The sequence below is a fragment of the Bradyrhizobium sp. WSM4874 genome, assembly GCF_055811835.1.
In genome coordinates, this window is record NZ_JBVVPR010000009.1 from 118,068 (window position 1) to 144,177 (window position 26,110).

Genomic DNA, 26,110 nt, shown 5'->3' on the forward strand with positions numbered 1-26,110 from the left:
GTTTCAGGAATGCGCCCTAAAATCGGGCGAATCATTGGGCTCATTCACCACCGCCTGCTCTAATCGCGTCGTCCCGGGGGCAACGCGCATGGCGCAGAGTGATCAGGAGGTCGCAAGCATTGATCCGCTCGTGCTCGGCGAGCTGCTCAAGTGCGCCGCCAATAATCTGTGGCTCGGGATCATTCTCTTTGGCAGCGACCGCAGGGTCATTTTCTGCAATCCGCGCTACCGCGAGATGTACGCGCTCTCGCCCGAGCAGGTGCACCCGGGCACACCGATCAAGGACCTGATCCAGCATCGGCTCAAACTGGGCCTGAACATCGGCGGAGAAGCCGGCGCCTATGTCCGCGCCCGCACCGAGCGTTCGGTCGTCAGCGAGCAGACGGTCCAGCAGTTCGCCGACGGACGAATCATCGCCTACACCATCCATCCCCTGCCCGACGGCGGCGGCATGGCGACGCACGAGGACATTACAGAGCGCGAAGAGCTCAGTGCGCGGCTACAGGAACGCAATTTTCAGTTCGACATTGCGATCAACAACATGTCGCAGGGACTTTGCTTCTTCAGCGCCGACCATCGGCTGCTGGTCTGCAACACGCACTATATCGAAATGTACGGCCTGCCGCCCGACCGCGTTCGCCCGGGCACGCCGCTCCAGGAGATCCTCGACATGCGCTTCGAAGCCGGCAGCGTGCCGGCCATGACGCGGGAGGAATATGCTAGATGGCGGACCGATGTCGCCACATCAGCCGAGGCCATGGACAGCGTCGTCGAGATGCGGAACGGGCGAACCTTCAAGATCAGGCATCGACCGATGCCCGATCTCGGATGGGTCGCGACCCACGAAGACATCACCGAGCAGCGCAAGGCGGAATTGAAGATCGCGCATATGGCGCACCACGACGCGCTGACGGATCTCGCCAATCGCGCCCTGCTCGGTCAGCGCCTCAAGCAGGCGCTCGAACAGGGCGGGATGTTCGCGATCCACCACATCGATCTCGACAAGTTCAAGGCCGTCAACGACACCCTTGGCCATCAGGCCGGCGACATTCTGCTGCAGGATGTCAGCCGCCGCCTCAAGCTGCTCGCACGCGACAGCGACACGATCGCGCGCATGGGCGGCGATGAATTCGTGATCCTCCAGACGCCGATTTCCGATTCGAGCGAAGCGGACGCGCTCGCGCGTGCTGTTGTCAGCACGCTGAGTGCTCCGTTCGGGCTCGACGGACACCAGACCATTGCGGGCGCGAGCATCGGGATCGCCATTGCGCCCGGCGACGGCTCGACGCCCGAACAACTCCTGCACAACGCCGATCTGGCCCTGTATCGCGCAAAAAGCGGCGGCCGCGGCATGCACTGCTTCTTCGAACCGGCCATGGGCGAAGAGGCGCAAGACCGTCGCGCGCTGGAGCAGGACCTGCGCAACGGCCTTGCCGCCGGCGAGTTCGAGCTGCACTACCAGCCGGTCGTGAAGACCGACGGCGGCGACATCAGCGGCTTCGAAGCCTTGATCCGTTGGCGACATCCACGGCGCGGACTGGTCGCGCCGAACAGCTTCATCCCGCTTGCCGAAGAGATCGGCCTGATCGTGCCGATCGGCGAGTGGGTGATCCGGCAGGCCTGTGCCACTGCAAGCCGGTGGCCGGACCATCTGCACGTCGCCGTCAATATCTCGGCGGTGCAATTCCGCCAGCCTGGCCTGACGGAGGTGATCGTCGGCGCGCTGGCGGCCTCCGGCCTCGAACCGCGGCGGCTGGAGATCGAGATCACGGAAAGCGTTCTGCTACAGGACAGGAACGGAACGCTGACGACGCTGCATCAGCTCCGCGCACTGGGCATCAAGGTCGCCATGGACGATTTCGGCACCGGTTATTCGTCACTGACCTATCTGCAATGCTTCCCCTTCGACAAAATCAAGATCGACCGGTCTTTCGTCAGCGGCGTGGAAAACAATGCGGCATCCCTCAGCATCGTGAGAGCGGTGGCGGCGCTGGCGCGCGGGATGGGCATGACGACGACGGCGGAGGGCGTGGAGACCGAGGAGCAAAGGGACCGGATCGCAGCGGAGGGCTGCACCGAAATGCAGGGCTATCTGTTCAGCCCTCCCTTGCCCGCCGTGGAAATCGAGCGCCGCTTCCTGTCCGCGGACGCACCTGCCATGCCCGACCGGTTCGCTGCAGCCTAACCGCCGCCAGCCCGCCCGCGGGTTCGATGCTCCGTCGCCGGCGCAACGAATCCCTCAAAACTCGTTGGCGATCTTCGAAAGCATTCCGAGCAGGGCTTCGCGGTTGGACGGCCCGAGCAGCTCGTTCAGCCGGGCCTCGTGCTTGGTGGCGACGAGCTTCTTGGCACGGGCCAGCACGGCCTTGCCCTTATCGGTCAGCACCAGGATGTGCGAGCGGCGGTCGTTGGTGGAGCGGATCCGCGCGCAAAGATCGCGGCTCTCGAGATTGTCGAGCATGGCCACGAAGTTCGGACGCAGGATGCCGAGGGTGGAGGCGATCTCGGTCTGGTTACGGCCCGGGTTTTTCTCGACCAGCAGCAGCACGGAGAACTGCGCCGGCGTGAGCTGGAGCGAGGCCATGCAGCGCAGGAAATTCTCGAACACCTTGAGCTGTGCCCGCTTCAGGACATAGCCGAGCTGCTCCGAGAGCTCGCCGAGCTGGAGGGCTTCGCCGGGCCCTTCGGCCGCGTCCTTGCGGCCCTTGGCTGTGTCGGCGGATTTTTCAGCGGTTTTGGAAACGGTCATCGCCTCATGCTCGCAATCCCGTTAAGTTCGGGAGGATCGTTCGCCACCCTTGATGTTATATTTGATAATTGTTATGGACCATATCAAATATCGTCAGCGCTGTTCAATGGCTGTGAGCGGACCGTCCACCACAATCAGGGGACCGGTCCTGAATCTTTGAGGGGGGCGTCCGGTCTTGAATACCACCATCATGCTGTTCCTGCTGCAGGACGGCATCACCAATGGCGCGATCTATGCGCTGCTCGGCCTGGCGCTGGTGCTGGTGTTCGCCGTCACCCGCGTCATCCTCATTCCCCAAGGCGAATTCGTCACCTATGGCGCGCTGACCTATGCCTCGCTGGCCGCGGGCCAGATGCCGGGCACGGCAAAACTCGCGCTCGCCCTGGGCATCGGCGCCTTCGCCTTCGACCTGTTCGCGGCGCGCAAGGCGCTGCACGGGCGCCTGATCCTGCGCAGCATCGTCACCAATATCGTGCTGCCGGCCATCGTGCTGGCGCTGACCGTCTACTTTGCCGCTCAGAAGCCGCCGGTTGCGGTCTGCATCGCGCTGTCGCTGGTGATCGTGGCGATGATCGGCCTGTTTCTCTACCGCATCGCATTCCAACCGCTGGCGCACACCTCGGTGTTGGTGTTGCTGATCGCCTCGGTGGGCGTCCACCTCGCGCTTCAGGGTTTGGGCCTTTTGTTCTTCGGCGCCGAAGGCCAGCGCGGACCTGCCGTGCTGTCGGGATCTTTCACCGCCGGCGCGCTGCGCTTCACCGGCCAGAGCATCACGGTCTATGGCATTACCATCGCCTTCATCGTCGGGCTGTGGCTGTTCTTCGGGCTGACGCTCTACGGCAAGGCGCTACGCGCGACCGCCGTGAACCGGCTCGGTGCCCGGCTCGTCGGGATCCGCACGACGCTGTCCGGACAGATCGCCTTCCTGCTGGCGTCCGTCATCGGTGCACTGTCGGGCATCATGATCGTGCCGATCACGACGCTGTATTACGACTCGGGCTTCCTGATCGGCCTGAAGGGCTTTGTCGCCGCCATCATCGGCGGACTTGTCAGCTACCCCCTCACCGCCGTCGCGGCGCTGGTCGTCGGCATCGTCGAGGCGTTCTCGTCCTTCTATGCCTCCAACTACAAGGAGGTGATCGTTTTCATGCTCTTGATTCCCGTGCTGCTGCTGCGCTCGCTCGCGGCGCCTGCGGTCGAGGAAGAAAAGGACTGACGCCAAGATGCAGAGCCGGCTCCCCATCCTCATCTTCGCGCTGATCATGGCGGCGATCCCGTTTGTTCCGGGCATGCCCCCGTTCTGGATCGTTCTGCTCGACAATATCGGCCTCGCGGCCCTCGTCGCGATGGGCCTCGTGCTGCTGACCGGCGTCGGCGGCCTGACCTCGTTTGGACAGGCGGCCTTCGTCGGCTTCGGCGCCTACACCACCGCGGTGCTGTCGACGACCTACGGCATGTCGCCCTGGCTGACGCTGCCGCTGTCGCTGGTGGTCAGCGGATTGTTGGCGGTGCTGCTCGGCCTCGTCACCGTCCGTCTCTCCGGCCACTATCTGCCGCTCGGCACGCTCGCCTGGGGACTCGGCTTGTTCTATCTCTTCAGCAAGCTGGAATTTTTGGGAAGAAACGACGGCATCTCGGCGATCCCGCCGCTGTCGATCGGCTCGTTCAAGATGCTCTCGCCCGGCTCGATCTACTACGCGATCTGGGTTGCCGTGATCCTCTCGGCGCTGCTCACGATGAACCTGCTGGACTCCCGCACCGGCCGCGCCATCCGCGCGCTCCGGCGCGGCCATATCGCGGCCGAGGCGTTCGGCGTGCACACGCCGCGGGCGAAAATGCTGGTGTTCATCCACGCCGCCGTGCTCGCCGGTCTCTCCGGCTGGCTCTACGCCCATCTTCAACGCGCGGTGAACCCGACGCCGTTCGGCGCGCAGGCCGGCATCGAATATCTCTTCATCGCCGTGGTCGGCGGCGCCGGGTATGTCTGGGGCGGCGTCCTGGGCGCGGCGCTCGTCGTGGTCCTGAAGGAAGTGCTGCAGAGCTATCTGCCGCTGATCCTGCCCGGCTCCGGCCAGGTCGAAACCATCGTGTTCGGCATCATGCTGGTGGCGCTGCTCCAGCTCGCACCCGGCGGCGTCTGGCCCTGGCTGATGTCGTTCCTGCCTCAGCGTACCAGTGGCAAAAAGCCGGACACCTCGCTGAAACTGGAGCAGCGCACCCGCTCACCCGGCCAATCCAGCGTCCTGCTCCAGGTCGAGAAGGCGCGGAAGCAATTCGGCGGCGTGGTCGCGGTGAACAACGTCTCCTTCGACGTTCAGGCCCGCGAGATCGTCGCGTTGATCGGCCCCAACGGCGCCGGCAAGAGCACCACCTTCAACCTGATCACCGGCGTGCTGTCGGCCACCTCAGGCTCGATCTCGGTGCTCGGCAATAAGGTCGACAGGGCGCCGCCGCAGGAGATCGTCAAGCTCGGCATCTCCCGCACCTTCCAGCACGTCAAGCTGGTGCCTGACATGACCGTGCTGGAGAACGTCGCGATCGGCGCCCATCTGCGCGGCCATTCGGGGCCGATCTCCTCGATGCTGCGGCTCGACCGCGCCGACGAGGCAAAGCTGCTCGCCGAAGCCGCCCGCCAGATCGAGCGGGTCGGACTTGGCGAGCAGATGCATCAGCTCGCAGGCTCGCTGTCGCTGGGACAGCAACGGATCGTCGAGATCGCCCGCGCGCTGTGCGTCGATCCGATGCTGCTGCTGCTCGACGAGCCGGCGGCCGGCCTGCGCCACATGGAAAAGCAGCAGCTCGCGACGCTGCTGCGGGAGCTGCGCGACGGCGGCATGAGCGTCCTGCTGGTCGAGCACGACATGGGCTTCGTCATGAACCTCGCCGACCGCATCGTGGTGCTCGATTTCGGCACCAAGATCGCGGAAGGAACGCCGGCCACGATCAAGACCAATCCCGAAGTGATCAAGGCCTATCTCGGAGTGGCGGCATGAGCGCGCTGTTGTCCGTCGCCGACGCCCATGTCGCCTATGGCAAGGTCGAGGCCGTGCGCTCGGTCTCGCTCGAAGTCGGCCAAAACCAGATCGTCACCATCGTCGGCGCCAACGGCGCCGGCAAGACCACGCTGCTCTCCGCCATCATCGGCATCTTGCCGCTGAAGGGGCGCGTTTCATTCGCAGGCCAGGATCTGTCGCGGCTCGACATCGAGGACCGCGTCGCCATGGGGCTTGGCCTCGTTCCCGAGCATCGCGAATTGTTCGTGACCATGAATGTCGAGGACAATCTCGAGTTGGGAGCCTTCCGCATCGAGAGACGCAAGGCGAAAGCCTCGATGGAGCGGGTCTACACGCTGTTTCCGCGGCTGAAGGAGCGGCGCAAGCAGCTCGCCGGCACGCTCTCCGGCGGCGAGCAGCAGATGCTCGCAATGGGCCGCGCACTGATGGGCGAGCCCAAGCTCCTGATGCTGGACGAGCCGAGCCTCGGCCTCGCACCGATCATCGTTGCCGACATTTTCCGCATCGTCACCGAACTGCGCGCTGCCGGCGTCTCCGTGCTACTGGTTGAGCAGAACGCGCAGGCCGCGCTCAAGATCGCGGATCAGGCCTATGTCATGGAGCTCGGCGAGTTCGTGCTCAGCGGCAAGGCCAGCGACATCGCGGCGAACGAGCGCGTCGCCGCCAGCTATCTCGGCTTCCAGCACGAAGGCGCGAGCGGGTTGTAGTTCTGAGGCGTTTCCTCGAACTCAGCTGTCATCGTCCGCCTAGTGCGCAAAGGGGCGGACGATCCAGTATTCCAGAGACGGCTGTGCTTGAACAGAGACGCTGCGGTGTACTGGCCCCGCCTGCCGCCTTCGCTAAAGCTTCGGCGCCAATAGACCTGAACGCGGCGAAGCCTTGGCGTAGCCGGGTCGCGGGGCATGACACCGGAGGAGAGACGAAGAGGTCGCTCAACTCGCCCCCTTCACCCCCTTCATCGCCGCCACCTCGGCCTCCAGCTCCGCAATCCTCGCATCCCTTGCCGCCAGCGCCGCTGCCACATCGGCCGCGTCGAACTTCTGCGGGATGTGCTGCGGGCAGTTCGTGTCCCACGCTTCGATCTTGAACAGGATCACCTGCTCCGGCCGGGCGCGATAGCCTTTCGGCATCAGCGATGTCGTCAGCGCCTCGTCGTCCTCGACCACCCGCGCCTCGCCCCAGATCTTCACCCGGCGGCGATGGGCGTAGTCCATCACGAAAATGTAGGCCTTGGGATTTTCGGACAGGTTTCCCTGGGTGATGTATTGCCGATTGCCGGCGTAGTCCGTGAAAGCCAGCGTCTGCTTATCCAGCACCTTCAAAAAGCCCTTCGGGCCGCCGCGATGCTGGATATAGGGCTGGCCATCAGCCGAAGCAGTGGCAAGATAAAAGCTGTTGGCGTCTGCTAGGAACGCCGCGAGGTTTTCATCGACCTCGGTGCGCCAGCCGCGCTGCTCGGCATGGGCATAGCCTTCGCGTGATCCCTTTCGGGTCTGGATCGACTTCACCGCCGGCGTGAATGCCACGTCGCTGGCGTAGGTGTGAGTTGCCGTCATCGGACCATCTCCTGAAATCCCGGCGCATCCCTGCGTCTTCGCGATCTAAAATGGACCTTCCGGCGACTAAAACAATCAGGCCGCTTGACACTTCATCATTGCGGCATATGCAATAATGCCATGGACCGCCTTGAAGCCATGCATGTTTTCGTCACCGTCGCCGACCTGCGCGGCTTCGCGCCGGCGGCACGAAAGCTGCGGCTGTCGCCCTCCGCGGTGACGCGGCTGATCGCAGCGCTGGAGGAGCATCTCGGCGCGCGGCTGTTGCAGCGGACCACCCGACAAGTGACCCTGACCGACGTCGGCACGCGCTATCTGGAGCGCGCGCGTCGGATCCTGGCCGATGTCGAGGAGGCCGACGGCTCGGCTCGCGAGGAGCGCAACCGGCCGAGCGGGCGGCTGGTGGTGTCGGCGCCGGTCGGCTTCGGCCGGCTCCATGTCGGGTCTGTCATGACCGCCTACCTCAAACGCTATCCCGAGGTCGCCTGCGAATTGCGGCTGTCGGACAACCTCGTCAATCTCGTGGAAGATGCCGTCGATGTCGCGGTGCGGATCGGCCATCTCGCCGACTCCTCGCTCGTCGCGCGCCAGGTCGGCGAGATGCGGCGGATCGTGGTGGCGACGCCAGGCTATCTGAAGCGCCACGGCGAGCCGAAGACGCCGGAGGCACTGCTCGCGCACCAGACCATCGCCTTCGGTCCATCCGCGAACTGGCGCTTCGTACAGGACGGCCGCGACATCGAGGTGGCGCCGAATCCACGGTTCGCCAGCAACAGCGCCGACGCCGCCCTGCAATATGCCGAGGCCGGCGGCGGCGTGACCCGGGTGCTGGCCTATCAGGCCGCCGAGGGCTTGCGGCGCGGGCGGCTCAGGATCGTGTTGGCGAAATACGAGCAGCCGGCGCTGCCGATTCACATCGTCTACCCGACCTCGCGCCTGCTCTCCGCCAAGGTGCGCGCCTTCGTCGATCTCGTGGTGGAGACCGCGGAGTGGAGGTTTGGGTGACGCCCTCACCCCTTCTTCGGCACGACGCGAAAGGTGCCGCTGGCGCGCGCGATCACGGCGTCGTCGGCCTTCGCGAGGCACTGCGCGAAACAGATCGTGCTGCCGGTCTTGATCGCCTCACCCTCGACCGCGAGCCATTGGCCGATCTCGCCGGCGCCGACATAGTCGACCGACAGCGAGATCGTGACCAACGAGGTCGCCCAGCCCGTCGCCTGCGCGCAGCTGTAACCCATGGCGGCATCGGCCAACGCGGCGATCAGGCCGCCATGGATCAGCCCGCGTGCATTGGTGTGCGGCTTTGCCAGCCGCAATCCCACGGTGACGCCGTTGTCGGTCTTCCTGGAGTAAAGCGGCTCCCAGGGGTCGGTGAGTGGGGCCTTGCGAAAATGCGGCTCGAAGCCGGCGGGAATGTCGGTGCTGGTCATGTCTGTCTCGCGTTGGTGGCTGCCGCCATTGAACGCGAGGGACGTGACGGTTGCATCACCTACAAAGTTTTAAACGGAATTTGCGCGGGTGTTTGAAATGGTCTCCCCCCTGTCATTGCGAGGAGCGTAGCGACGAAGCAATCCAGTCTCCCACTGCGGAGGGATTCTGGATTGCTTCGCTACGCTCGCAATGACGGGGGTATGCGGTACGGGCCGCGCCCTAAAACGGCAGCCCCACATAGTTCTCCGACAGCGATGTCATCGCTGCCTGCGACTGCGTGAAATAGTCGAGTTCGGCGAGCTGGATGCGCGCACCGATCGTGCCGGTGTCGGGGAATTTGTGCAGCATCGAGGTCATCCACCAGGAGAAGCGCACGGCTTTCCAGACCCGCGCCAATGCCTTCGCCGAATAGGCGTCGATGCCGGCGCTGGATTTTTCGTCGTAGAACTCGCGGAATGCGCTCGACAGATAATGCGCGTCGCTGGCCGCCAGGTTCAGCCCCTTGGCGCCGGTCGGCGGCACGATATGGGCGGCGTCGCCGCACAGGAACATTTTGCCGAAGCGCATCGGCTCGGCGACGAAGCTGCGCAAGGGCGCAATGCTCTTCTCGATCGAGGGGCCCGTGATCAGGCTGTCGGCGGCGTCCTGGTCGAGCCGGCGCCTGAGCTCGTCCCAGAAACGGTCGTCCGGCCATTGGTCGACATGGTCGTCCAGCGCGCACTGCACATAGTACCGGCTGCGTTTGGTCGAACGCATGGTGCAGAGCGCAAAGCCGCGGGCGTGGTTGGAATAGATCAGCTCATGGCTGACCGGCGGCGTATCCGAGAGGATGCCGAGCCAGCCGAACGGGTAGATGCGCTCGAACTCCTCGATCGCCGAAGCCGGAACGCTGGCGCGGCTGATGCCGTGAAAGCCGTCGCAGCCGGCGATGAAATCGCAATCGATGGTGTGGGTGACGCCATCCTTCACGTAGGTTACGCGCGGGTGACTGCCGTCGAAATCATGCGGCTGCACGTCCGTGGCCTCGTAGACCGAGGTGAGGCCGGCGGCGTTGCGCGCATCCATCAGGTCGAGCGTGACCTCGGTCTGGCCGTAGATCATGACCGTCTTGCCGGTCGCAGCCTTCATGTCGATGCGGTGCCGATGGCCCGAGAAGGCGAGCTCGATGCCCTCGTGCACCAGCCCTTCGGCATGCGCCCGTGCGCCGGCGCCGATCTGGTCGAGCAGCGCGACGGTTCCCTCCTCCAGCAGTCCGGCACGGATGCGGCCGAGCACATAATCCGGGCTCTGCCGCTCCAGAATGACATTGTCGATGCCATAACCGTGCAGCAGTTGCCCAAGCAACAATCCAGCCGGCCCTGCCCCGATGATTGCGACTTTTGTCCGCAATACTTGCTCCTCCCGATCCTGTAGGCTTTCGGCGCGGGTCGCTTGTCGCAGCCGTCCGCGCACGATAATTATATCATATAACGGTTGGGCAAAAGGGAGTGCGCGGCGGCACGTCGCGTCAGTTCCGGCTTGAACGCGCCAGCCAATTAGATAACATGTTAAATAACGAGACCGGGCCATCGAAGCCCGCCGTCAAAAGAGGGAGAGACGCGTGATGAGGAAAGCCTGTCTGGCGTTGCTGCTGGCAGCAAGCGTGAGCCCTGCGTTCGCGCAGGACAAGACCTTCGATCTGAAGATCTCGCACTGGGTGCCGGCCTCGCATCCGCTGCAGAAGTCGCTGGAGGACTGGGCCGCCGCGGTCGAGAAGGATTCCGGCGGCACCATCAAGGGCAAGGTGTTTCCGGCCCAGCAGATGGGCAAGGCGTTCGACCATTACGACATGGCGCGCGACGGCATCGCCGACGTCACCTATGTCAATCCCGGCTACCAGCCCGGCCGCTTCCCGATCATCGGCGCCGGCGAGCTGCCGTTCCTGATCTCGGACGCCAAGGGCGGCTCGATGGGGCTGGACGCCTGGTATCGCAAATACGCCGAGAAGGAGATGAAGGACGTCAAATACTGCCTCGCCTTCGTCCACTCGCCCTCCTCCTTCCATTCCAAGACCAAGAAAATCGTGATGCCGGAGGACGTGAAGGGCCTGAAGATCCGCCCCGCTCACGCCACCATGGCGAATTTCGTCACCTCGCTTGGCGGCACCAATGTGCAGTCCTCCGCGCCCGAAGTGCGCGACATCATCGAGCGCGGCGTCGCCGACGGCGTCACCTTTCCCTGGGGATCGCTGGTGCTGTTCGGCATCGACAAGGTGACCAAGTACGACATGGAGGCGCCGCTCTACACGACGACGTTCGTTTTCGTGATGAACAAGGACAAGTACAATGCGATGTCCGACAAGCAGAAGGCCGCGATCGACAAGAATTGCACGGTCGAGATGGCAGGCGTCGTCGGCGAGCACTGGGGCAAGTTCGAGGATGCCGGCATCGACAAGGTCAAGGCGGAGACCAGCCACGAGGTCTACAAGCTGACGCCTGAGCAGACCGCCGCCTGGAAGAAGGCCGCCGAGCCGCTGGTGAAGACCTGGAGTGACGGCGCGAAGAAGACCGGCGCGGATCCGGACGCGGCGCTTAGCGAGCTGAAGGCCTCGCTGAAGAAATACAACGCGCTGGCGGAGTAGCTCTTCGTCGAAACACATGCGGCGGCGGGATGCATCTCGCCGCCGTTGTTCTGCAAGCGGGTCGAGACGCGAGGAGCGCATCACGCGTCCTCTCCCTCTCCCGCCTGAGGATGGCATCTCTTAGGAAGCTCCCATGAAGCGCGCCTGGATGGATCGCATTATCGATTCGATCGAATGGATCGCCGCGGCTTTCGTCGGCATCGTCGCGCTCGACATCTTCCTGTCGGTGCTGCTGCGCAACACGCTGAACTATGCGATTCCCGATAGTTTCGACATCGGCCGCATGCTGCTCGGCATCCTCATCTTCTGGGGTATCGCCGCAACCTCCTATCGCGGCACCCACATCACCGTCGACCTGGTCTGGGGCAATGTCGGGCCGCGCTACCAGCGCTGGATCGACGTGTTCGCAACCCTGGTGCTGCTGTTCGTCGTGACCGTCCAGACCTGGACGCTGTTCGACAAGGTCCGCGGCACCTACAACGACAACGTCCAGACCTTCGACATGCACATGCCGACCTGGCCGTTCTTCGCGATCGCCTGGATCGGCGACGTCTCCGCCGTGCTGCTGATCGCGATCCGCACCTACCGATTGATCTTCCATCCCGAAGAGATGCACGACCCCAAGCTGAAGGCGACGGAGTAATCATGAGCACCGATGCCGTCGCCGTTATCGGCTTTGTTTCCCTGTTCGCACTGATGCTGCTGCGCGTGCCCGTCGGCATGGCCATGGGCCTCGTCGGAGTCTCCGGCTTCTCCTATCTCGTCGGCGCCACGCCGGCGCTGAAGCTGGTCGGCCAGACCTCGATGCGCACGGTGACCGACTACACTTTCGGGGTCATTCCGATGTTTTTGCTGATGGGCTCGTTCGTCAGCAATTCCGGCATGAGCCGCGAGCTGTTCCGCGCCGCCAACGGCTTTGTCGGCCATTTGCGCGGCGGACTCGGCATCGCCACCGTCGGCGCCTGCGGCGGCTTTGCCGCGATCTGCGGCTCGTCGGTCGCGACCGCAGCGACCTTCTCCGCGGTCGCTTATCCCGAGATGCGCCGTTTCGGCTACCCGCAGTCCTTTGCCACCGGCGTGATCGCGGCCGGCGGCACGCTGGGCGCGATGCTGCCGCCCTCCACCGTGCTCGCGGTCTACGGCATCATCACCGAGCAGGACATCGGCAAGCTGTTCATCGCCGGCATCATCCCGGGCATTCTGGCGATGACCATGTACATGATCACGATCTTCCTGATCGGCTATTTCCGGCCCGACTTCCTGCCCAAGGGCAAGGTGACGCCGTGGCGCGAGCGCTTCGCCGGCCTGAAGGACATCTGGGCGCCGGTGCTGCTGTTCGTGTTCGTGATCGGCGGCCTTTACGGCCTGCCCTATCTGCCGCGCTTCACGCCGACGGAAGCCGGCGGCGTCGGCGCTGCCGGCGCCTTCATCATCGGCGTGGCGACCGGCCGCCTCGATCGCGAGAAGATTCTGGCCTCGCTGCTCCAGGCGACGCGCACGGCGGCCGCCGTGTTCACCGTGCTGATCGGCGCCCTGATCTTCGGCTATTTCCTCACGGTGACGCAGACCCCGCAGAAGGTGACGGAATTCCTCACCGGTCTCGGCCTCGGCCCCTACGGCGTGCTGGCGCTGATCATGGTGATGTATCTCGTGCTCGGCTGCCTGATGGACGCCATGGCGATGATCATCCTCACCGTGCCGATCATCTTCCCCGTGATCATGCATCTCGGTTTCGATCCGATCTGGTTCGGCGTCATCATCGTCATGACGGTCGAGCTCGGCCTGATCCATCCGCCGGTGGGCATGAACGTCTTTGTCATCAAGAGCGTGGTGAAGGACGTCTCCTTCTCCACAATTTTCAAGGGCGTGATTCCGTTCGTGGCGACAGACCTCGTGCGCCTGGTGATCCTGATCGCCTTCCCGTTGCTGGCGACTTGGCTGCCGACGCGGATGATGGCGCATTGAGAGGTGAAGCGATGACTACGCCAGCGCTGGAAACCAAATACGTCTTTACCGTCACCGCACGCATCGGCGACGTCGTCACGGCCGGCGAGACCGGCATCGGCATCCGCCGCATCATCCCGATCATCGGCGGCGAGGTCTCGGGCGCGATCACCGGCAAGGTGCTGCCGTTCGGCGCGGACTTCCAGACCATCCGCCCGAACGAGCTGATTGATCTCGAAGCGAAGTACGCGTTCGAAACCGACGACGGCGCCATCGTCTATGTCGAGAACAAGGGCATGCGCTTCGGCCCGGTCGAGCTGTTGCAAAAGCTCAAGCGCGGCGAGCCGGTGGACCCGAAGCAAATCTATTTCCGCACCGTGCCGAAATTCGAGACGGGGCATGAGAAATACCGCTGGCTGATGCAGCACATTTTTGTGGGTTCAGCGGCGCGGCATGCGGATCGCGTCGTGATCGACGTGCATCAGGTGATGTGAGAACACAGGCCTTAGGGTCAAGTCGGCGCCACATGCTCCGCTCGTCGTCCCGGCGAAGGCCGGGACCCATACCGCGGAATCCATCGATTGCGGATGGTCTGAGCACTTAACGACTGTCGTCGCCAAACTTCTCCCGGTGGGTTATGGGTCCCGGCCTTCGCCGGGACGACATAGTATCTTGGAGCAAGGCTCTACCGACCCTGAACTGCCCTTCCCTCCTTGACTCCCCCTGAATTCGTTATACAACATAACTATTCTGACAAGGACGCAAATGACACAGGGAAACGCCGAGACCGCTGACGCGGGCGCCTCCGGGCTTTTGAGGATCGAGCGGGCGGACCGGGTTTTGACCGTCGGTCTGAATCGGCCGGCCAAGCGCAATGCGCTCAACGACGGCATCATCCTGGAAATCGGCGAGTGTTTTGCGTCCCTGCCCGAGGATATCGGCGCGGTCGTCATCCATGGCATCGGCGACCATTTTTCCAGCGGTCTCGACCTCTCCGAACTGACCGACCATGATGCCACCGGCGGCCTGCTGCATTCGCAGATGTGGCACCGGGTGTTCGACCGCATCCAGTACAGCCGGGTGCCCGTGATCGCTGCGCTCAGGGGCGCCGTGATCGGTGGCGGGCTGGAGCTCGCCTGTGCGGCGCATATCCGTGTCGCCGAACCCTCGACCTATTTCGCGCTGCCGGAAGGGCAGCGCGGCATCTTCGTCGGTGGCGGCGGTTCGGTGCGCCTGCCGCGGCTGATCGGTGTCGCCAGGATGATGGACATGATGCTGACCGGCCGCGTCTATTCCGCGACCGAAGGCACCTCCTACGGCTTTGCGCAATATGTCACGGAAGCCGGCAACGGACTCGGCAAGGCGATGGAGCTTGCGACCAAGGTCGCCTCCAACGCGCCGCTGACGAACTTCGCCGTGATCCAGGCACTGCCGATGATCGCGGAGGTCAATCCGCAGACCGGCCTGTTGATGGAATCGCTGATGGCGACGGTGGCGCAGAGCGACAAGGAAGCAAAACGCAGGATCCGCGAGTTCCTCGAGCACAAGACCGCAAAGGTAAAGCCGAAATCATGAGCGCGCAGCCGTCGTCCTCTTCCAGCATGGAGCGCGGCGCGAGCACTTCCCCGCTGCGGCCCATTTCGTTCGGCGATCCCGTCGTGAATATCGAACGGCGTCACGACGGCACGATTTACCTGCGGCCCAAACAGCCGCTCGGCGATTATCCGGCCCGCATCACCGACCGCCTGCATCACTGGGCGAGCGCGACGCCCGATCGCGTCTTCATGGCCGAGCGCGAAGGCGGCCGCGGTTGGCGCAAGATCAGCTACGCCGAGCTGCTCGCCGCGAGCCGGCACATCGCCTCAGGGCTCATTGCGCGCGGGCTGTCGGCGGAGCGGCCGGTCGTCATCCTCTCCGGCAATTCGATCGACCATGCATTGCTGGCGTTCGGCGCGTTCTATGCCGGCATTCCGTTCTGCCCGGTGTCGCCGGCCTATTCGCTGGTGTCGAAGGATTACGGCAAGCTCTCCTATCTGATGAAGCTGCTGACGCCCGGCCTCGTCTTCGCCGAGGACGCCGACAAATTCGCCGATGCGCTCGCCGCCAACGTCTCGCTCGGCACCGAGATCGCCGCGTCCTACGGCCGCGTGCCGGGCCGCGACGTCACCTTGCTCGCCGACCTCATGGCGACGCCGATCCGCGGCGATCTGGACGAGGTCCACGGCAAGATCGGCCCCGATACCGTCGCGAAATTCCTGCTGACCTCGGGCTCGACCGGCAACCCGAAGGCGGTCATCAACACCCAGCGCATGATCTGCGCCAACCAAGTGATGCTGCGCGAGACGCTCGCCTTCCTCAAGGACGAGCCGCCCGTCATTATCGACTGGCTGCCCTGGAATCACACTTTTGGCGGCAACCACAATATCGGGCTGACGCTCTACAATGGCGGCTCGATGTATCTCGATGCCGGCAAGCCGGTGCCTGGAGGCATCGAGGAAACGGTGCGCAATCTCCAGGAGATATCGCCGACAGTTTATTTCAACGTGCCCAAGGGCTACGAGTCGCTGCTGCCTTATCTGCGCGACGACCAGGGCCTGCGCGCGAAATTCTTCGACCGGCTGCACGCGATGTTCTTCTCGGGCGCGGCTCTGTCGCCGTTCGTCTGGAACAGCCTCGACGAGCTCGCGATCGAGGAAAAAGGCTACCGCGTGCCGATGCTGACAGGCCTTGGCGCAACCGAGACCGCGCCGTTCTTCATGTCGGTCAACCCGCGCACCAGCCGCTCCGGCCATGTCGGGCTTCCCGTATCCGGCAACGATGCCAAGCTGGTGCCGAACAACGGCAAGATGGAAGTTCGTTGCAAGGGGCCGAACGTGATGCCCGGCTACTGGCGCCAGCCCGACATCACCGCACAATCGTTCGACGAAGAAGGCTTCTACAAGCTGGGCGATGCGCTCAAGCCTGTCGATCCCGACGATCTCAACGCCGGCTTCGATTTCGACGGCCGCATCGGTGAGGATTTCAAACTCGGCAGCGGCACCTGGGTCAGCGTCGGCCCGTTGCGCGCGCGCTTCGTTGCGGCCTGCGCACCGCTGGTGCGCGACGTCGTCATCGCCGGCATCAACCGTGACGAGGTCTCCGCGCTCGTCGTGCTCGATCTCGACGGCTGCCGGCTGATCAACCCGACGCTGCCGACCGACGACCTCGTCGTCGCGACCCGCGACCGGCTGGTGCGCGAGGCATTTCGCGAACGGCTGACCCGCTTTCTCGGCGCGGCCACGGGATCCTCGACGCGGATCACGCGCGCGATCCTCATGGACACGCCGCTCTCGATCGACAAGGGCGAGGTCACCGACAAGGGCTCGATCAACCAGCGCGCGGTGCTCGAGCATCGCAGCCTGCTGATCGAGGAGCTCTACGCTGCCAATCCATCGGACCGTGTGATATCGGTCGGGTAAGAAATATCGCACCAGGGAGAACGCCATGTTGTTGAAGGATCAGGCTGTCATCGTCACCGGCGGCGCGTCGGGACTTGGTGCGGCGACTGCGCGAAAGCTGGCGGCGCAAGGCGCCAGGGTCGCGGTGTTCGATCTCAATGCCAAGCTCGCCGAGACTGTTGCCGCCGAGATCAAGGGCGTCGCGGTGGCTTGCGACGTCTCCGATGCCGCTTCGGCGGAAGCTGCGATCGCGCAGGCGACCAAGGCCCATGGACCCGCGCGCGTGCTGGTCAATTGCGCCGGCATCGGCGTAGCCAAGCGCGTCGTCGGCCGCGACGGCCCGATGGCGCTCGCCGATTTCGACAAGGTGATCAAGGTCAATCTGATCGGGACCTTCAACATGCTGCGCCTTGCCGCAAACGAGATGTCCAAGCTCGAGCCGCAGGCGACCGGCGAGCGCGGCGTCATCATCAACACGGCTTCCGTTGCCGCTTATGACGGCCAGATCGGGCAATCGGCCTATTCGGCCTCAAAGGGCGGCATCGTTGGCATGACGCTGCCGATCGCGCGCGAGCTGGCGCAGTTCGGCGTCCGCGTGCTGACGATCGCGCCCGGCCTGTTCCTCACGCCGCTGCTCGCCAACCTGCCGCAGGAAGCCCAGGACTCGCTCGCCGCCGCGATCCCGTTCCCGCGCCGGCTCGGCCACGCCGACGAGTTCGCGGCGCTCGCCCTGCACATGGTCGAGAATTCGTACCTGAACGGCGAAGTGGTGCGCCTCGACGGCTCGCTGCGCATGGCGCCGAAATAGGACGCGGCCTATGTTCGTGAACCGGCGCGACGTCCAGATCCAGTGGGGTGACTGTGACCCCGCCAACATCGTCTATTACCCGCGCTATTTCGCGATGTTCGACGATTCGACGTCGACCCTGTTCGAAGTCGCCGGGTTCTCCAAGCAGGACCTGGTCCGCAAATACGGCTTGGTGGGCATTCCCATGGTCGACACCCGCGCCAAGTTCTACATCCCCTCGACTTATGGCGACTGGATCACCATCGAAACCAAGGTCGAGAGCATCAAGCGCTCGAGTTTCGAGGTGAAGCACAGCGTCTACAAGGGCGAGGCGCTGGCGCTCGAGGGTTTCGAGACCCGCGTCCTGGTCGGCCGCGACCCCGTTAACCCCGACAAACTGAAATCGGCACCGTTTCCTGCGGAAATGGTAGCCAAATTCACGGGGAGCGATGCCCGGAGCTAAATCGCCACATCACCAAAAGAGGGGGCTGAATTACCCCCCGATTTCTGCTTTCAAAGAAACACATAAAGGGAGGAATAGATGAAACGCTTTTACCTGACCGCCGCCGTCACCGCGGCCGCGCTTGCGCTGCCGGCCGTGCCCGCGCTGGCCCAGACCGCCGAGGTCACCATCGGCATCACCACCACCACGACCGGCCCGGGCGCAGCGCTGGGGATTCCCGAGCGCAATGCGCTGGAGTTCGTGCCGAAGGAGATCGGCGGCGTGCCGCTGAAGGTGATCGTGCTCGACGACGGCGGCGATCCCACCACCGCGACCACCAACGCCCGCCGCTTCGTGACCGAATCCAAGGCCGATATCATCATGGGCTCGGCGCTGACGCCGCCGACCATCGCGGTGTCCAACGTCGCCAACGAAGCCGGCATTCCGCATTTCGGCCTGGCGCCGTTCCCGATCACGCCGGAGCGCATGAAGTGGTCGGTGGCGATGCCGCAGCCGATCCCGATCGTGGGCAAGGTGCTGTACGACCACATGAAGGCCAAGGGCGTGAAGACGGTCGGCTATATCGGCTATTCCGACTCCTATGGCGACCTCTGGTTCAACGATTTGAAGGCGCAGGGCGTGCCGATGGGCATGACCATCGCCGACGAGGAGCGCTTCGCTCGTCCCGACACGTCGGTGACCGGACAGGTGCTGAAGCTCGTGGCTGCGAATCCCGACGCCATTCTGGTCGGCGCTTCCGGTACCGCGGCCGCGCTGCCGCAGACCGAGCTGCGCGAGCGCGGCTATCAGGGCCTGATCTACCAGACCCACGGCGCCGCCAGCATGGACTTCATCCGCATCGCCGGCAAAGCGGCGGAAGGCGTGCTGATGGCCTCTGGTCCCGTCATGGATCCCGAGGATCAGCCGGACGAAGCCGCCACCAAGAAGCCGGGCCTCGCGCTCAACTCGGCCTATGAAGCCAAGTACGGCCCGAACAGCCGCAGCCAGTTCGCCGGTCACTCTTACGATGCGTTCGAGATTCTCAAACGCATTATCCCGACGGCACTCAAGACGGCGAAGCCCGGCACGCCGGAATTCCGCGAAGCGATCCGCCAGGCGCTGCTGTCGGAGAAGGAGCTTGCGGCGAGCCAGGGCGTCTACAATTTCACCGAAAAGGACCGCTACGGCCTCGACGAGCGCTCGCGGATTTTGCTCACGGTGAAGAACGGCAAGTACATGCTGGTGAAATAGACGCAGCGGCAGGATTGAGACGACGAGAGCCGGCCCGATGGGCCGGCTCTTTCTTTTGGCTCCTAGAATGGCATTGCCATATGATCGTCATGGCCGGGCTCGTCCCGGCCATCCACGCCTTGCCATACGGCGCGAAGAACGTGGATGCCCGGGACGAGCCCGGGCATGACGAAGAGAATACGCCGCGTTGCTACGCCGCCTGTCGCAGCGGGGTCCAGGCGAACTCCGGATAGTAATGGTCCATCATCCGGTCGACGTAGGCGGTGAGGTTCGGAAATCCTTCGGCGCGACGGCGCAGTGCGGATTCGAAGAACGGCGTCAGGATGCCGGCGAGTGCACCGAAGGCGGTGGCATCGACGCCGCAGGGCTTGTTGCCCATCAGATAGGACTTGTCGCCGAGCTGCACCGAGAGCGCAAACAGCGAGCGCACGGCGAGATCGACGTCGTCATCGGGCGCGTGCCGTCCGAGTCCGGAGAGCAGGTAGTTCTCGGCGACGCGGAATTGCGCGTCCTCGCGCAATTTCTCGCGATTGTGCTCCGGCGCGCCGTCGAAGAAATGCGCAGGCCCCTTGGCGAAGTTGACCGGGTCGACCCAGCGCGCCCCGACCAGCGCAAAATAAACGTGATGCTCGATCATGCGCTCGAATGCCCAAGCTTGTGCGCGTTCGGCAAGCGACAGGCCGGCGTCGAAATCGAAGCCGTAGCGGCGCTCGATATGGGCGCGGATGAAGGTGGAATCGGCCACCGCCTCACCGCCATCGTCGATGAAAGGCAGCTGTCCCTTGGGAGAGGCGGGCGGCATCGCCCGGTCCTTCCGGTAGGGCAATCCCGCCATCTTGAGCTGCACCTCGGTCTTGGTGACGAAGGGGCTGATTTCCGGCAAGCCGAAGCCGGTGCCAAAGCCGTAAAGCGTGATCATTAAGGCTCTCCTGAAAACGACCGAAAGAGTTGAGGGAACTTAACCGCGGGCTGCTGCCACCATGGTGGCAGCAGCCGTGATATCTTCTGCGAAACGGGCCCCTCGCCAGGCGCGGGCCATGACATGATGGACCAGCGCGTCCGCGGTCTGGGCCAGGAAGCGGGCCACCACGGTCGCGAACGCAAGGCGGAGATCGACGACCATGAGGTCAAGGGATACGAGGCGATCGAACGCCCAGGCGTACCAAGCTCGGGCTTGCAAACGCAGGACTTGCAAAGGCGGGACTCGTAGAGGCTGGGTCCGCCACAGCGCAGCGGCCGGGCCGAAATGAGTTGGAATGATCATGGACAAATCCTCTTCAGTCGACGTGTTGACCCGGTATAGAACTCCCCTGCTGCCAACATCCTGTCAGCAGCCGCGCGCCGCCTTGTGAAAAAACCACCGACAAGAGACCCGTCATGAGACGCGCCGACCGGCTGTTTCAAATCATCCAGGTGCTGAGGCGCACGCGTAAGCCGCTGACGGCGGACGCCATCGCGGCCGAGCTCGAGACCTCGAAGCGCACGATCTATCGCGACATCGCCACGCTGATCGGCCAGCGCGTGCCGATCCGCGGTGAAGCCGGCATGGGCTACATCCTGGAAAAGGGTTTTGACCTGCCGCCTTTGATGCTGACACCCGACGAGATCGAGGCGGCGGTGCTGGGCGCGCAATGGGTCGCCGGCCATGCCGATCCCGCGCTGGCGCGCGCGGCTGAAGACTTGATGGCCAAGATCGCCGACACTGTCCCCGAGCGCCTGCGCCCCTTCGTGCTGGAGCCGGCAAGCCGGGCCCGGCCGAGCTGGAACAGGGAGCCGGACCGCCTGGACATGGCCCGCACGCGCACCCAGATCCACGAAGGCAAGAAGATCATGCTGCGCTATCGCGACGAACAGGGCCGCGCCAGCGAGCGCATGATCTGGCCGATTTCGATCGGCTATCTCGAAGCCGTGCGCCTGCTCGCGGCCTGGTGCGAGCTGCGCGGCGACTTCCGCAGCTTCCGCACGGACCGCGTGGTGGATGCGAGCTATCCCGACGAGAGATATCCTGAAAGGCGCGACGTGTTGCGCGCGAAATGGCGGCAGAGCCTGGTCTGGGGCCCGCCCAAGGATACGTGAAGGACACGTGACGAATGGACGAGAACGCCCCCATCGACCTGTCGAGCTGCTGCCAGAGTTGCGGCGCCTGCTGCGGCTATTCGGCGAACTGGCCGCGCTTCTCGATCGAGAGCGACGAGGAGCTTGCCGCCATTCCCGAAGCGCTCGTCAACGACCGTCAATCCGGCATGCGCTGTGAAGGCGATCGCTGTTCGGCGTTGCAGGGAGAGATCGGACAAGCGACCGCGTGCGGCATCTACGCAGTGCGGCCCGAGGTGTGCCGCACATGCATGCCGGGCGATGCCGAATGCGCCATGGCGCGGCGGAAATTCGGACTGCCAATTATCGCGAGCGTTTAGGCGGGGACGGCTTCGCTGATCTCGTCGTCGATCTCGTCGTCCAGCGGCGCGAGCACCGAGAGCGGCTTGGTCGACAGCGTGATCGGCTTGCGGCCCCCGGACAGCGACGGCGAGGATTTCGCCGCACCTTCGCGCGCAAGCGCGTAGAGCGTCGAACCGACACGGCCGCCGTTCTCGATCAGGTCACGCTCGTTGCAGCTGCCGGCGATCGCGACCGCCAGCGAGTGCAGATGGCTGCGGCGATAGCAGAACAGCGCCAGCCTGGCGCGCGCGTCAGGGGAAACACTTTCAACCAGCCTCGGCAGGCCACTCTCGCTGGCGCGGTACATCTCGCCAAGGAGTTCGTCGCGGACCGGGCACGAATCGCCTTCAAAGGTATCGCGGCTTGAAAACATTGCAGTTCTCCCTCGTGTGGGAAGATGCAGTGCAATTCTCTAACGAAAGGTTAACCACGCGGCCCGGTAGTCACCCGGGGTCCTTGCGCCTTGGCAGCGAATCAATGGCCGGAAATGCCTCCACAGCGTCATGGCCGGGCTTGTCCCGGCCATCCACGGAAAGCCGAGAGCGCGAAGAACGTGGATGCCCGGGCCTTCGCCTCGCCAACGCAGCTTCGGCCGCGCAGGCGGGACAAGCCCGGGCATGACGACCTCTTGTGGACGCCGATGGACGACTACCTACGCCGCCACCGCTCAGTTCGCCGCCATGAAGATGGAGAGGCCGAAGCCGGTCAGATGGTGCAGGGCCTGGTCGACACCGATCAGAGTCCAGAACCAGGGATGCGCAAGATCGACACCGAAATTGGCCGAGACCAGGCCCTTGGCGCGGTCGATCGTGATGTGGATCACGAAGTCGATCAACGCCACAAACCAGAATTTCGGCGCCACGATCAGGATCAGCGGAAGCGCAACCGCAAGGTGAACCAGGCAGTGCACCAGGAGCGGCAGGGCCCAGCCGTGCTTCTGGTCCTTGCCGTGCGCCATCCAGGCAGTCTGGAGCACGAAATCGGCGATGATGTGCTTGAACGTGAGCAGCAACATCCAACCAATGAGGGCTTCGACCGGAACCGCCGATGACAGGGGTGGAAACGACAAGGCGCCCTCATTGACGTGACAAGAAGAATTGGAGCGTTCAGCGCAATCTCTTCCTGGACCGGTCAAATCGCCGGGACGTGCGATTTATGACATCTCCCGCGACGGAATGCAGCCGGGGGGAACCGGAAAATCGCCAACTGTGGCTAACTGGTGATAGGATGGTCAACCGCCGGGGCCGGGTCGAGTAAGGTTACCTTCGGCTCGGAATTTGCATTCCGCGGCCTGCGCGCTATCATCGCCAGTAGAGAATATCGTTCTTATTTCAGACGTTTACGAATTACAGGGCGGCCGGAGCGATCACATCCGCGATGCCGCCCGCCACCGGAATCATAAGGCCAGAGTGCTGCCATGAGTACTGAGGGCCCTACCTCATCGCCGATCGAGCCACCGCCCCGGCGACCCAAGGTGATCAAGACTAACCAGCAGCAGGTCTTCCTCTACGTCGTGCTGACCCTGCTATTGTCGCTTGCCACCGTCTGGGGCGGCCGCATGCTGGTGCACAATTCGGAGACGCTGACCTTTGCCGTCGGCGCCCCCAATAGCGACGAGGCGCTGTTCGCAGCCAAGCTCGCCGCGGTCCTGAAGAACAACGCCTCGCGCTTTCGGATCAAGATCGTCAACAACGCCGACAACGCCAAGGCGATCGCCCAGTTCGATCGCAGGCAGGCCGACCTCGCGGTGCTTCGCACCGACGCCAAGGTGCCGCTGCGGGCACGCACACTCGCAATCCTCGAGCACGATCTCGTGCTGCTGCTCGGGCCCGGAAACAAGAAGATCAAGTCGCTCGCCGAGCTGAAGAAGAAGAAGGTCGCCGTCCTCGCCGACAACGAATCCTCGCTCGCCTTCGTCCGCGGCATCCTCGACATTCCCGACGGTGCGGACGCGGCGAAGATCCAGATGGCGCCGCAGGGCGCAACGCTCGACAAGCTGTTCGCGCCGGCGAGCGGCTTTGGCGCGGTCGTCGCCATCGTCCACGCCTCGCGGGCGGTGCGGGACAAGGCGTATGAGCAGGTCGCCAGGCGCGGCGGCTTCACGCTGAACGCGATCGACGAGGCGAAAGTGCTGGCGCGCAAGATCCCCGGCATTTCCAGCGAGACGCTGACGGCGGGCATGCTGTCCGCATCACCGGAAATTCCCGACGACGATCTCGACACGATCGGGCTCGAATGGTTGCTGGTCGTCCAATCCAGGATGTCGCCGACGGCGGCCGGGGATCTCGCGCGCATCGTCTACGAGAACAAGTCCGCGCTCGGGCTCGACGGCGGCTTTGCCAGCAGAATCGAGCCCGCGTCCGTCGAGAAGGACGCCTTCGTGATCGCGCATCAAGGGGCGGCCGACTACATCAACGACGACACCAAGTCGTTCATGGATAAGTACAGCGACCTGATGTATCTGGGCGCTGCCGCGCTCAGCGTCATCGGCTCGATCTTCGCCGCGATCTACGCTAAGATCACCCGGATCGCGCCGGAGAAGGCCAGCGAGCTCGCCACCGCTATCCTCGACGTCGGCGAGCGGATCGAACACGCTCATTCGCTGGACCAGCTCGAAGGTCTCCAGGACGAGCTGGAAGGCATCTTGCGTGGCGCCGTCATCGGCTTGCGAGACGGCACGATCAGTAGCGACGGGCTCGACACCTTCAAGCTCGGCTACGAATTCGTCCGCGACGAGATCGGCATGCGCCGCGACTACCTCAAGCGCCATGCGGGCGAGAGCGAGAAGGCCGCTCAGGATGTGGCCCCTCCCCAGCACGACGAGAGCAATGTCGTGGTGGTAAAGACAGCTCAGAGTGCCTGACCTACCGATGTGAGGACCTGCGGCGACGCCTTGCCGGCACGTTCGCAGGCGGCCGGGCCTTAGTCCGGGAACCGTGCTCGTCCACAACCGTTTGCTCCCGGGTGCAACCGGAGACCGCGCCATGCGTGCACTCCTCATCATCTTCCTGCTGGGAATGCTGGCGGCGGTAGGCTATTTCGCCTATTCCGCGCTGGCGGTCGACGGCGAGCCCATCCCCACGGAAGGCTATGTGGCGCTGGCGTTGGGGGCCGGATTTTCCGTTCTTGTCGGCATCGGCTTGATGGTGCTGCTGTTCTTCAGCAGCCGTCGCGGCTACGACGAACCCCCGCATTTCAAGTAGCGGCGCGTGGGCGGCGGACGCGCCCGTCGTTGACGGCCTCGGCCCAGGCAGGCACTTTGGCACCGAGGTTCCAGCCGGGGACCGCAAAGACAAAACTCGAGCCGCCTGCCCGCATGTCCAAGCCGCTGATCTCCGCCCTGGCCCAGTTCGCGGCCGCCACGGCCGGCCGCAACATGACCAGGGCGGCCTACGTTGCCGTCGGCGTCGGCGTGCTCGGCATGATGCTCCTGACGGTCAACCCGGCCTATGAGACGGCGCATCGCTGGATCGATGCCCTGCTTTGGACCTGCCTCGTCTACTTCGTGTTCGAATGGGTGGTCCGGCTGCGCCATATGGCGCGACAGGGGCGCCTTGCCCTCTACATGTCCTCCTCCGCCGGGCTGGTCGACGCGGTCGGAGCGTTGGCCGTGCCGGCCGCGCTGATTCTGGGGATCGAGCCGAGAACCGCGTGGCTGCTCAGTGTGCTCTGGGTGCTGAAGGTGGTGCCGGGCATTCCCGGCCTGCGGCAGCTTCGGCGGGTGCTGGTGCTGGAATCGGGGCCGCTGCTCAGCGTGCTCGTGATCTTCCTGATGGTGGTCTTCCTGGCCTCGGTCGCCGAATATTTCCTGGAGCGGGACGTGCAGCCGCAGACGTTCGGCAGCGTCCCGGCCGCGCTGTGGTGGGCCGTCGCTACCCTGACGACGACGGGCTATGGCGACGTCGTGCCGGTGACGCCGCTGGGCCGCATGGTGGCGGCGCTGGTGATGATCTCCGGCCTCGGCGTGTTCGGCCTCTGGACCGGTATTTTGGCGACCGGCTTTGCCGCGGAGACCCGGCGCGACAATTTCCTCAAGACCTGGGAATCGGTCAGCAAGGTGCCGTTCTTTGCTGCGCTCGGCCCGGCCGCCATCGCCGACGTCACCCACATGCTGCGCACCATGGAGCTGCCGGCGCGCACCATGATCATCCGCAAGGGTGCGCAGGGCGACTGCATGTATTTCATCGCCGCCGGCGAGGTCGAGGTCGACCTGCCCGGCAAGAAGGTGCGGCTCGGCGACGGCGCGTTCTTCGGCGAGATGGCCTTGCTCGGCAACAATTTGCGCGGCGCCAATGTCTCGACCACTAAGGTGTCGCGGCTTCTTGTGCTCGACCTCGTCGACTTCCGCGTGCTGATGGCGCGGCATCCCGATCTCGCCGAAACCATCGATGCCGAGGCGAAGCGGCGCACGCTCGAAAACAAATGATGGCGACAAGCAAGTAA

The 26,110-nt window shown here is 64.3% G+C and carries 27 protein-coding genes; 19 read left to right on the forward strand and 8 right to left on the reverse strand.

Features of this window, described 5'->3' with window-relative positions; genetic code table 11:
- Nucleotides 1-88 precede the first annotated feature (88 nt).
- On the forward strand, nucleotides 89-2,185 hold the full coding sequence (locus tag AC0L3P_RS12055) for a putative bifunctional diguanylate cyclase/phosphodiesterase (RefSeq protein WP_473302003.1): 2,097 nt from the start codon (nucleotides 89-91) through the stop codon (nucleotides 2,183-2,185).
- Between the two features lie 54 nt (nucleotides 2,186-2,239).
- Here the strand turns inward: AC0L3P_RS12055 and AC0L3P_RS12060 are convergent, their stop codons facing one another.
- Nucleotides 2,240-2,749, reverse strand: coding sequence for a MarR family winged helix-turn-helix transcriptional regulator (locus AC0L3P_RS12060; RefSeq protein ID WP_275172328.1), 510 nt, complete (start codon nucleotides 2,747-2,749; stop codon nucleotides 2,240-2,242).
- 175 nt (nucleotides 2,750-2,924) lie between these two features.
- Between AC0L3P_RS12060 and AC0L3P_RS12065 the strand changes: the two genes are divergently transcribed.
- Genes AC0L3P_RS12065 through AC0L3P_RS12075 form a run of 3 tightly spaced genes read left to right on the forward strand, consistent with a single transcriptional unit; the run spans nucleotide 2,925 to nucleotide 6,470 of the window.
- Nucleotides 2,925-3,965, forward strand: a complete 1,041-nt coding sequence (locus AC0L3P_RS12065; protein ID WP_199198221.1) for a branched-chain amino acid ABC transporter permease — start codon at nucleotides 2,925-2,927, stop codon at nucleotides 3,963-3,965.
- 7 nt (nucleotides 3,966-3,972) lie between these two features.
- Entirely contained in the window at nucleotides 3,973-5,742 is a 1,770-nt protein-coding gene (locus AC0L3P_RS12070) for a branched-chain amino acid ABC transporter ATP-binding protein/permease (protein ID WP_473302005.1), read from the forward strand.
- On the forward strand, nucleotides 5,739-6,470 hold the full coding sequence (locus AC0L3P_RS12075) for an ABC transporter ATP-binding protein (RefSeq protein ID WP_473302006.1): 732 nt from the start codon (nucleotides 5,739-5,741) through the stop codon (nucleotides 6,468-6,470). Before AC0L3P_RS12070 ends, AC0L3P_RS12075 begins: the two co-directional genes overlap by 4 nt.
- 225 nt (nucleotides 6,471-6,695) lie before the next feature.
- Here AC0L3P_RS12075 and AC0L3P_RS12080 read toward each other — a convergent pair whose 3' ends face one another.
- Nucleotides 6,696-7,319: a pyridoxamine 5'-phosphate oxidase family protein gene (locus AC0L3P_RS12080; protein WP_473302007.1), complete on the reverse strand. Its 624-nt coding sequence runs from the start codon at nucleotides 7,317-7,319 to the stop codon at nucleotides 6,696-6,698.
- A 120-nt stretch (nucleotides 7,320-7,439) separates the two neighbouring features.
- Between AC0L3P_RS12080 and AC0L3P_RS12085 the strand changes: the two genes are divergently transcribed.
- On the forward strand, nucleotides 7,440-8,324 hold the full coding sequence (locus AC0L3P_RS12085; RefSeq protein WP_473302008.1) for a LysR family transcriptional regulator: 885 nt from the start codon (nucleotides 7,440-7,442) through the stop codon (nucleotides 8,322-8,324).
- Nucleotides 8,325-8,329: 5 nt separating this feature from the next.
- Here the strand turns inward: AC0L3P_RS12085 and AC0L3P_RS12090 are convergent, their stop codons facing one another.
- On the reverse strand, nucleotides 8,330-8,749 hold the full coding sequence (locus tag AC0L3P_RS12090) for a PaaI family thioesterase (RefSeq protein WP_275172333.1): 420 nt from the start codon (nucleotides 8,747-8,749) through the stop codon (nucleotides 8,330-8,332).
- Nucleotides 8,750-8,969: 220 nt separating this feature from the next.
- Nucleotides 8,970-10,139 carry a 4-hydroxybenzoate 3-monooxygenase gene (pobA, locus tag AC0L3P_RS12095; protein ID WP_473302010.1) on the reverse strand — a complete coding sequence of 390 codons (1,170 nt, stop codon included), beginning with the start codon at nucleotides 10,137-10,139 and terminating at the stop codon, nucleotides 8,970-8,972.
- A gap of 214 nt (nucleotides 10,140-10,353) precedes the next feature.
- Between pobA and AC0L3P_RS12100 the strand changes: the two genes are divergently transcribed.
- The 9 genes from AC0L3P_RS12100 to AC0L3P_RS12140 all read left to right on the forward strand — a co-directional run bounded on the left by AC0L3P_RS12100 (nucleotide 10,354) and on the right by AC0L3P_RS12140 (nucleotide 19,231).
- A complete protein-coding gene (locus tag AC0L3P_RS12100; RefSeq protein ID WP_275172369.1) occupies nucleotides 10,354-11,370 on the forward strand; it encodes a TRAP transporter substrate-binding protein in 1,017 nt (338 codons plus the stop codon).
- A 133-nt stretch (nucleotides 11,371-11,503) separates the two neighbouring features.
- Entirely contained in the window at nucleotides 11,504-12,013 is a 510-nt protein-coding gene (locus tag AC0L3P_RS12105; RefSeq protein ID WP_195800841.1) for a TRAP transporter small permease, read from the forward strand.
- A 2-nt stretch (nucleotides 12,014-12,015) separates the two neighbouring features.
- Nucleotides 12,016-13,335, forward strand: a complete 1,320-nt coding sequence (locus AC0L3P_RS12110; RefSeq protein ID WP_275172335.1) for a TRAP transporter large permease — start codon at nucleotides 12,016-12,018, stop codon at nucleotides 13,333-13,335.
- 11 nt (nucleotides 13,336-13,346) lie between these two features.
- Nucleotides 13,347-13,808 (forward strand): DUF3237 domain-containing protein, encoded by a 462-nt coding sequence (locus tag AC0L3P_RS12115; RefSeq protein ID WP_354062918.1) that lies wholly within the window; start codon nucleotides 13,347-13,349, stop codon nucleotides 13,806-13,808.
- 271 nt (nucleotides 13,809-14,079) lie between these two features.
- The gene (locus AC0L3P_RS12120) at nucleotides 14,080-14,889 is read left to right on the forward strand and encodes a crotonase/enoyl-CoA hydratase family protein (RefSeq protein WP_473302011.1); all 810 of its coding nucleotides are present in this window, start codon (nucleotides 14,080-14,082) and stop codon (nucleotides 14,887-14,889) included.
- On the forward strand, nucleotides 14,886-16,772 hold the full coding sequence (locus AC0L3P_RS12125; RefSeq protein ID WP_473302013.1) for a feruloyl-CoA synthase: 1,887 nt from the start codon (nucleotides 14,886-14,888) through the stop codon (nucleotides 16,770-16,772). The genes AC0L3P_RS12120 and AC0L3P_RS12125 overlap by 4 nt, the downstream gene beginning before the upstream one ends.
- A gap of 25 nt (nucleotides 16,773-16,797) precedes the next feature.
- Nucleotides 16,798-17,559, forward strand: a complete 762-nt coding sequence (locus AC0L3P_RS12130; protein ID WP_473302014.1) for an SDR family NAD(P)-dependent oxidoreductase — start codon at nucleotides 16,798-16,800, stop codon at nucleotides 17,557-17,559.
- 10 nt (nucleotides 17,560-17,569) lie between these two features.
- Nucleotides 17,570-18,001 carry an acyl-CoA thioesterase gene (locus AC0L3P_RS12135; RefSeq protein ID WP_275172339.1) on the forward strand — a complete coding sequence of 144 codons (432 nt, stop codon included), beginning with the start codon at nucleotides 17,570-17,572 and terminating at the stop codon, nucleotides 17,999-18,001.
- A gap of 78 nt (nucleotides 18,002-18,079) precedes the next feature.
- Nucleotides 18,080-19,231 carry an ABC transporter substrate-binding protein gene (locus AC0L3P_RS12140; RefSeq protein WP_354209528.1) on the forward strand — a complete coding sequence of 384 codons (1,152 nt, stop codon included), beginning with the start codon at nucleotides 18,080-18,082 and terminating at the stop codon, nucleotides 19,229-19,231.
- A 190-nt stretch (nucleotides 19,232-19,421) separates the two neighbouring features.
- Here AC0L3P_RS12140 and AC0L3P_RS12145 read toward each other — a convergent pair whose 3' ends face one another.
- Both AC0L3P_RS12145 and AC0L3P_RS12150 read right to left on the reverse strand, forming a co-directional pair.
- Nucleotides 19,422-20,150, reverse strand: a complete 729-nt coding sequence (locus tag AC0L3P_RS12145; RefSeq protein ID WP_473302016.1) for a glutathione S-transferase family protein — start codon at nucleotides 20,148-20,150, stop codon at nucleotides 19,422-19,424.
- A 39-nt stretch (nucleotides 20,151-20,189) separates the two neighbouring features.
- Nucleotides 20,190-20,495 (reverse strand): hypothetical protein, encoded by a 306-nt coding sequence (locus tag AC0L3P_RS12150; protein ID WP_473302018.1) that lies wholly within the window; start codon nucleotides 20,493-20,495, stop codon nucleotides 20,190-20,192.
- Nucleotides 20,496-20,608: 113 nt separating this feature from the next.
- Here AC0L3P_RS12150 and AC0L3P_RS12155 point away from each other — a divergent pair, with 113 nt between their 5' ends.
- Nucleotides 20,609-21,307, forward strand: coding sequence for a helix-turn-helix transcriptional regulator (locus AC0L3P_RS12155; protein WP_007599649.1), 699 nt, complete (start codon nucleotides 20,609-20,611; stop codon nucleotides 21,305-21,307).
- Between the two features lie 14 nt (nucleotides 21,308-21,321).
- Nucleotides 21,322-21,645: a YkgJ family cysteine cluster protein gene (locus AC0L3P_RS12160; protein ID WP_473302019.1), complete on the forward strand. Its 324-nt coding sequence runs from the start codon at nucleotides 21,322-21,324 to the stop codon at nucleotides 21,643-21,645.
- On the opposite strand, the gene AC0L3P_RS12165 is transcribed toward AC0L3P_RS12160, so the two are convergent.
- Both AC0L3P_RS12165 and AC0L3P_RS12170 read right to left on the reverse strand, forming a co-directional pair.
- Nucleotides 21,642-22,040, reverse strand: a complete 399-nt coding sequence (locus AC0L3P_RS12165) for a hypothetical protein (protein ID WP_007599645.1) — start codon at nucleotides 22,038-22,040, stop codon at nucleotides 21,642-21,644. The two genes, AC0L3P_RS12160 and AC0L3P_RS12165, sit on opposite strands and share 4 nt — an antisense overlap.
- Before the next feature lie 294 nt (nucleotides 22,041-22,334).
- On the reverse strand, nucleotides 22,335-22,682 hold the full coding sequence (locus tag AC0L3P_RS12170; protein WP_018458457.1) for a DUF3307 domain-containing protein: 348 nt from the start codon (nucleotides 22,680-22,682) through the stop codon (nucleotides 22,335-22,337).
- 402 nt (nucleotides 22,683-23,084) lie between these two features.
- Here AC0L3P_RS12170 and AC0L3P_RS12175 point away from each other — a divergent pair, with 402 nt between their 5' ends.
- From AC0L3P_RS12175 to AC0L3P_RS12185, 3 genes are all read left to right on the forward strand, one after another.
- Nucleotides 23,085-24,530, forward strand: coding sequence for a type 2 periplasmic-binding domain-containing protein (locus AC0L3P_RS12175; RefSeq protein WP_473302020.1), 1,446 nt, complete (start codon nucleotides 23,085-23,087; stop codon nucleotides 24,528-24,530).
- A gap of 121 nt (nucleotides 24,531-24,651) precedes the next feature.
- Nucleotides 24,652-24,870, forward strand: coding sequence for a hypothetical protein (locus AC0L3P_RS12180; protein WP_275172345.1), 219 nt, complete (start codon nucleotides 24,652-24,654; stop codon nucleotides 24,868-24,870).
- A gap of 113 nt (nucleotides 24,871-24,983) precedes the next feature.
- Nucleotides 24,984-26,093 carry a cyclic nucleotide-gated ion channel gene (locus tag AC0L3P_RS12185; protein WP_473302021.1) on the forward strand — a complete coding sequence of 370 codons (1,110 nt, stop codon included), beginning with the start codon at nucleotides 24,984-24,986 and terminating at the stop codon, nucleotides 26,091-26,093.
- Nucleotides 26,094-26,110: the final 17 nt, after the last annotated feature.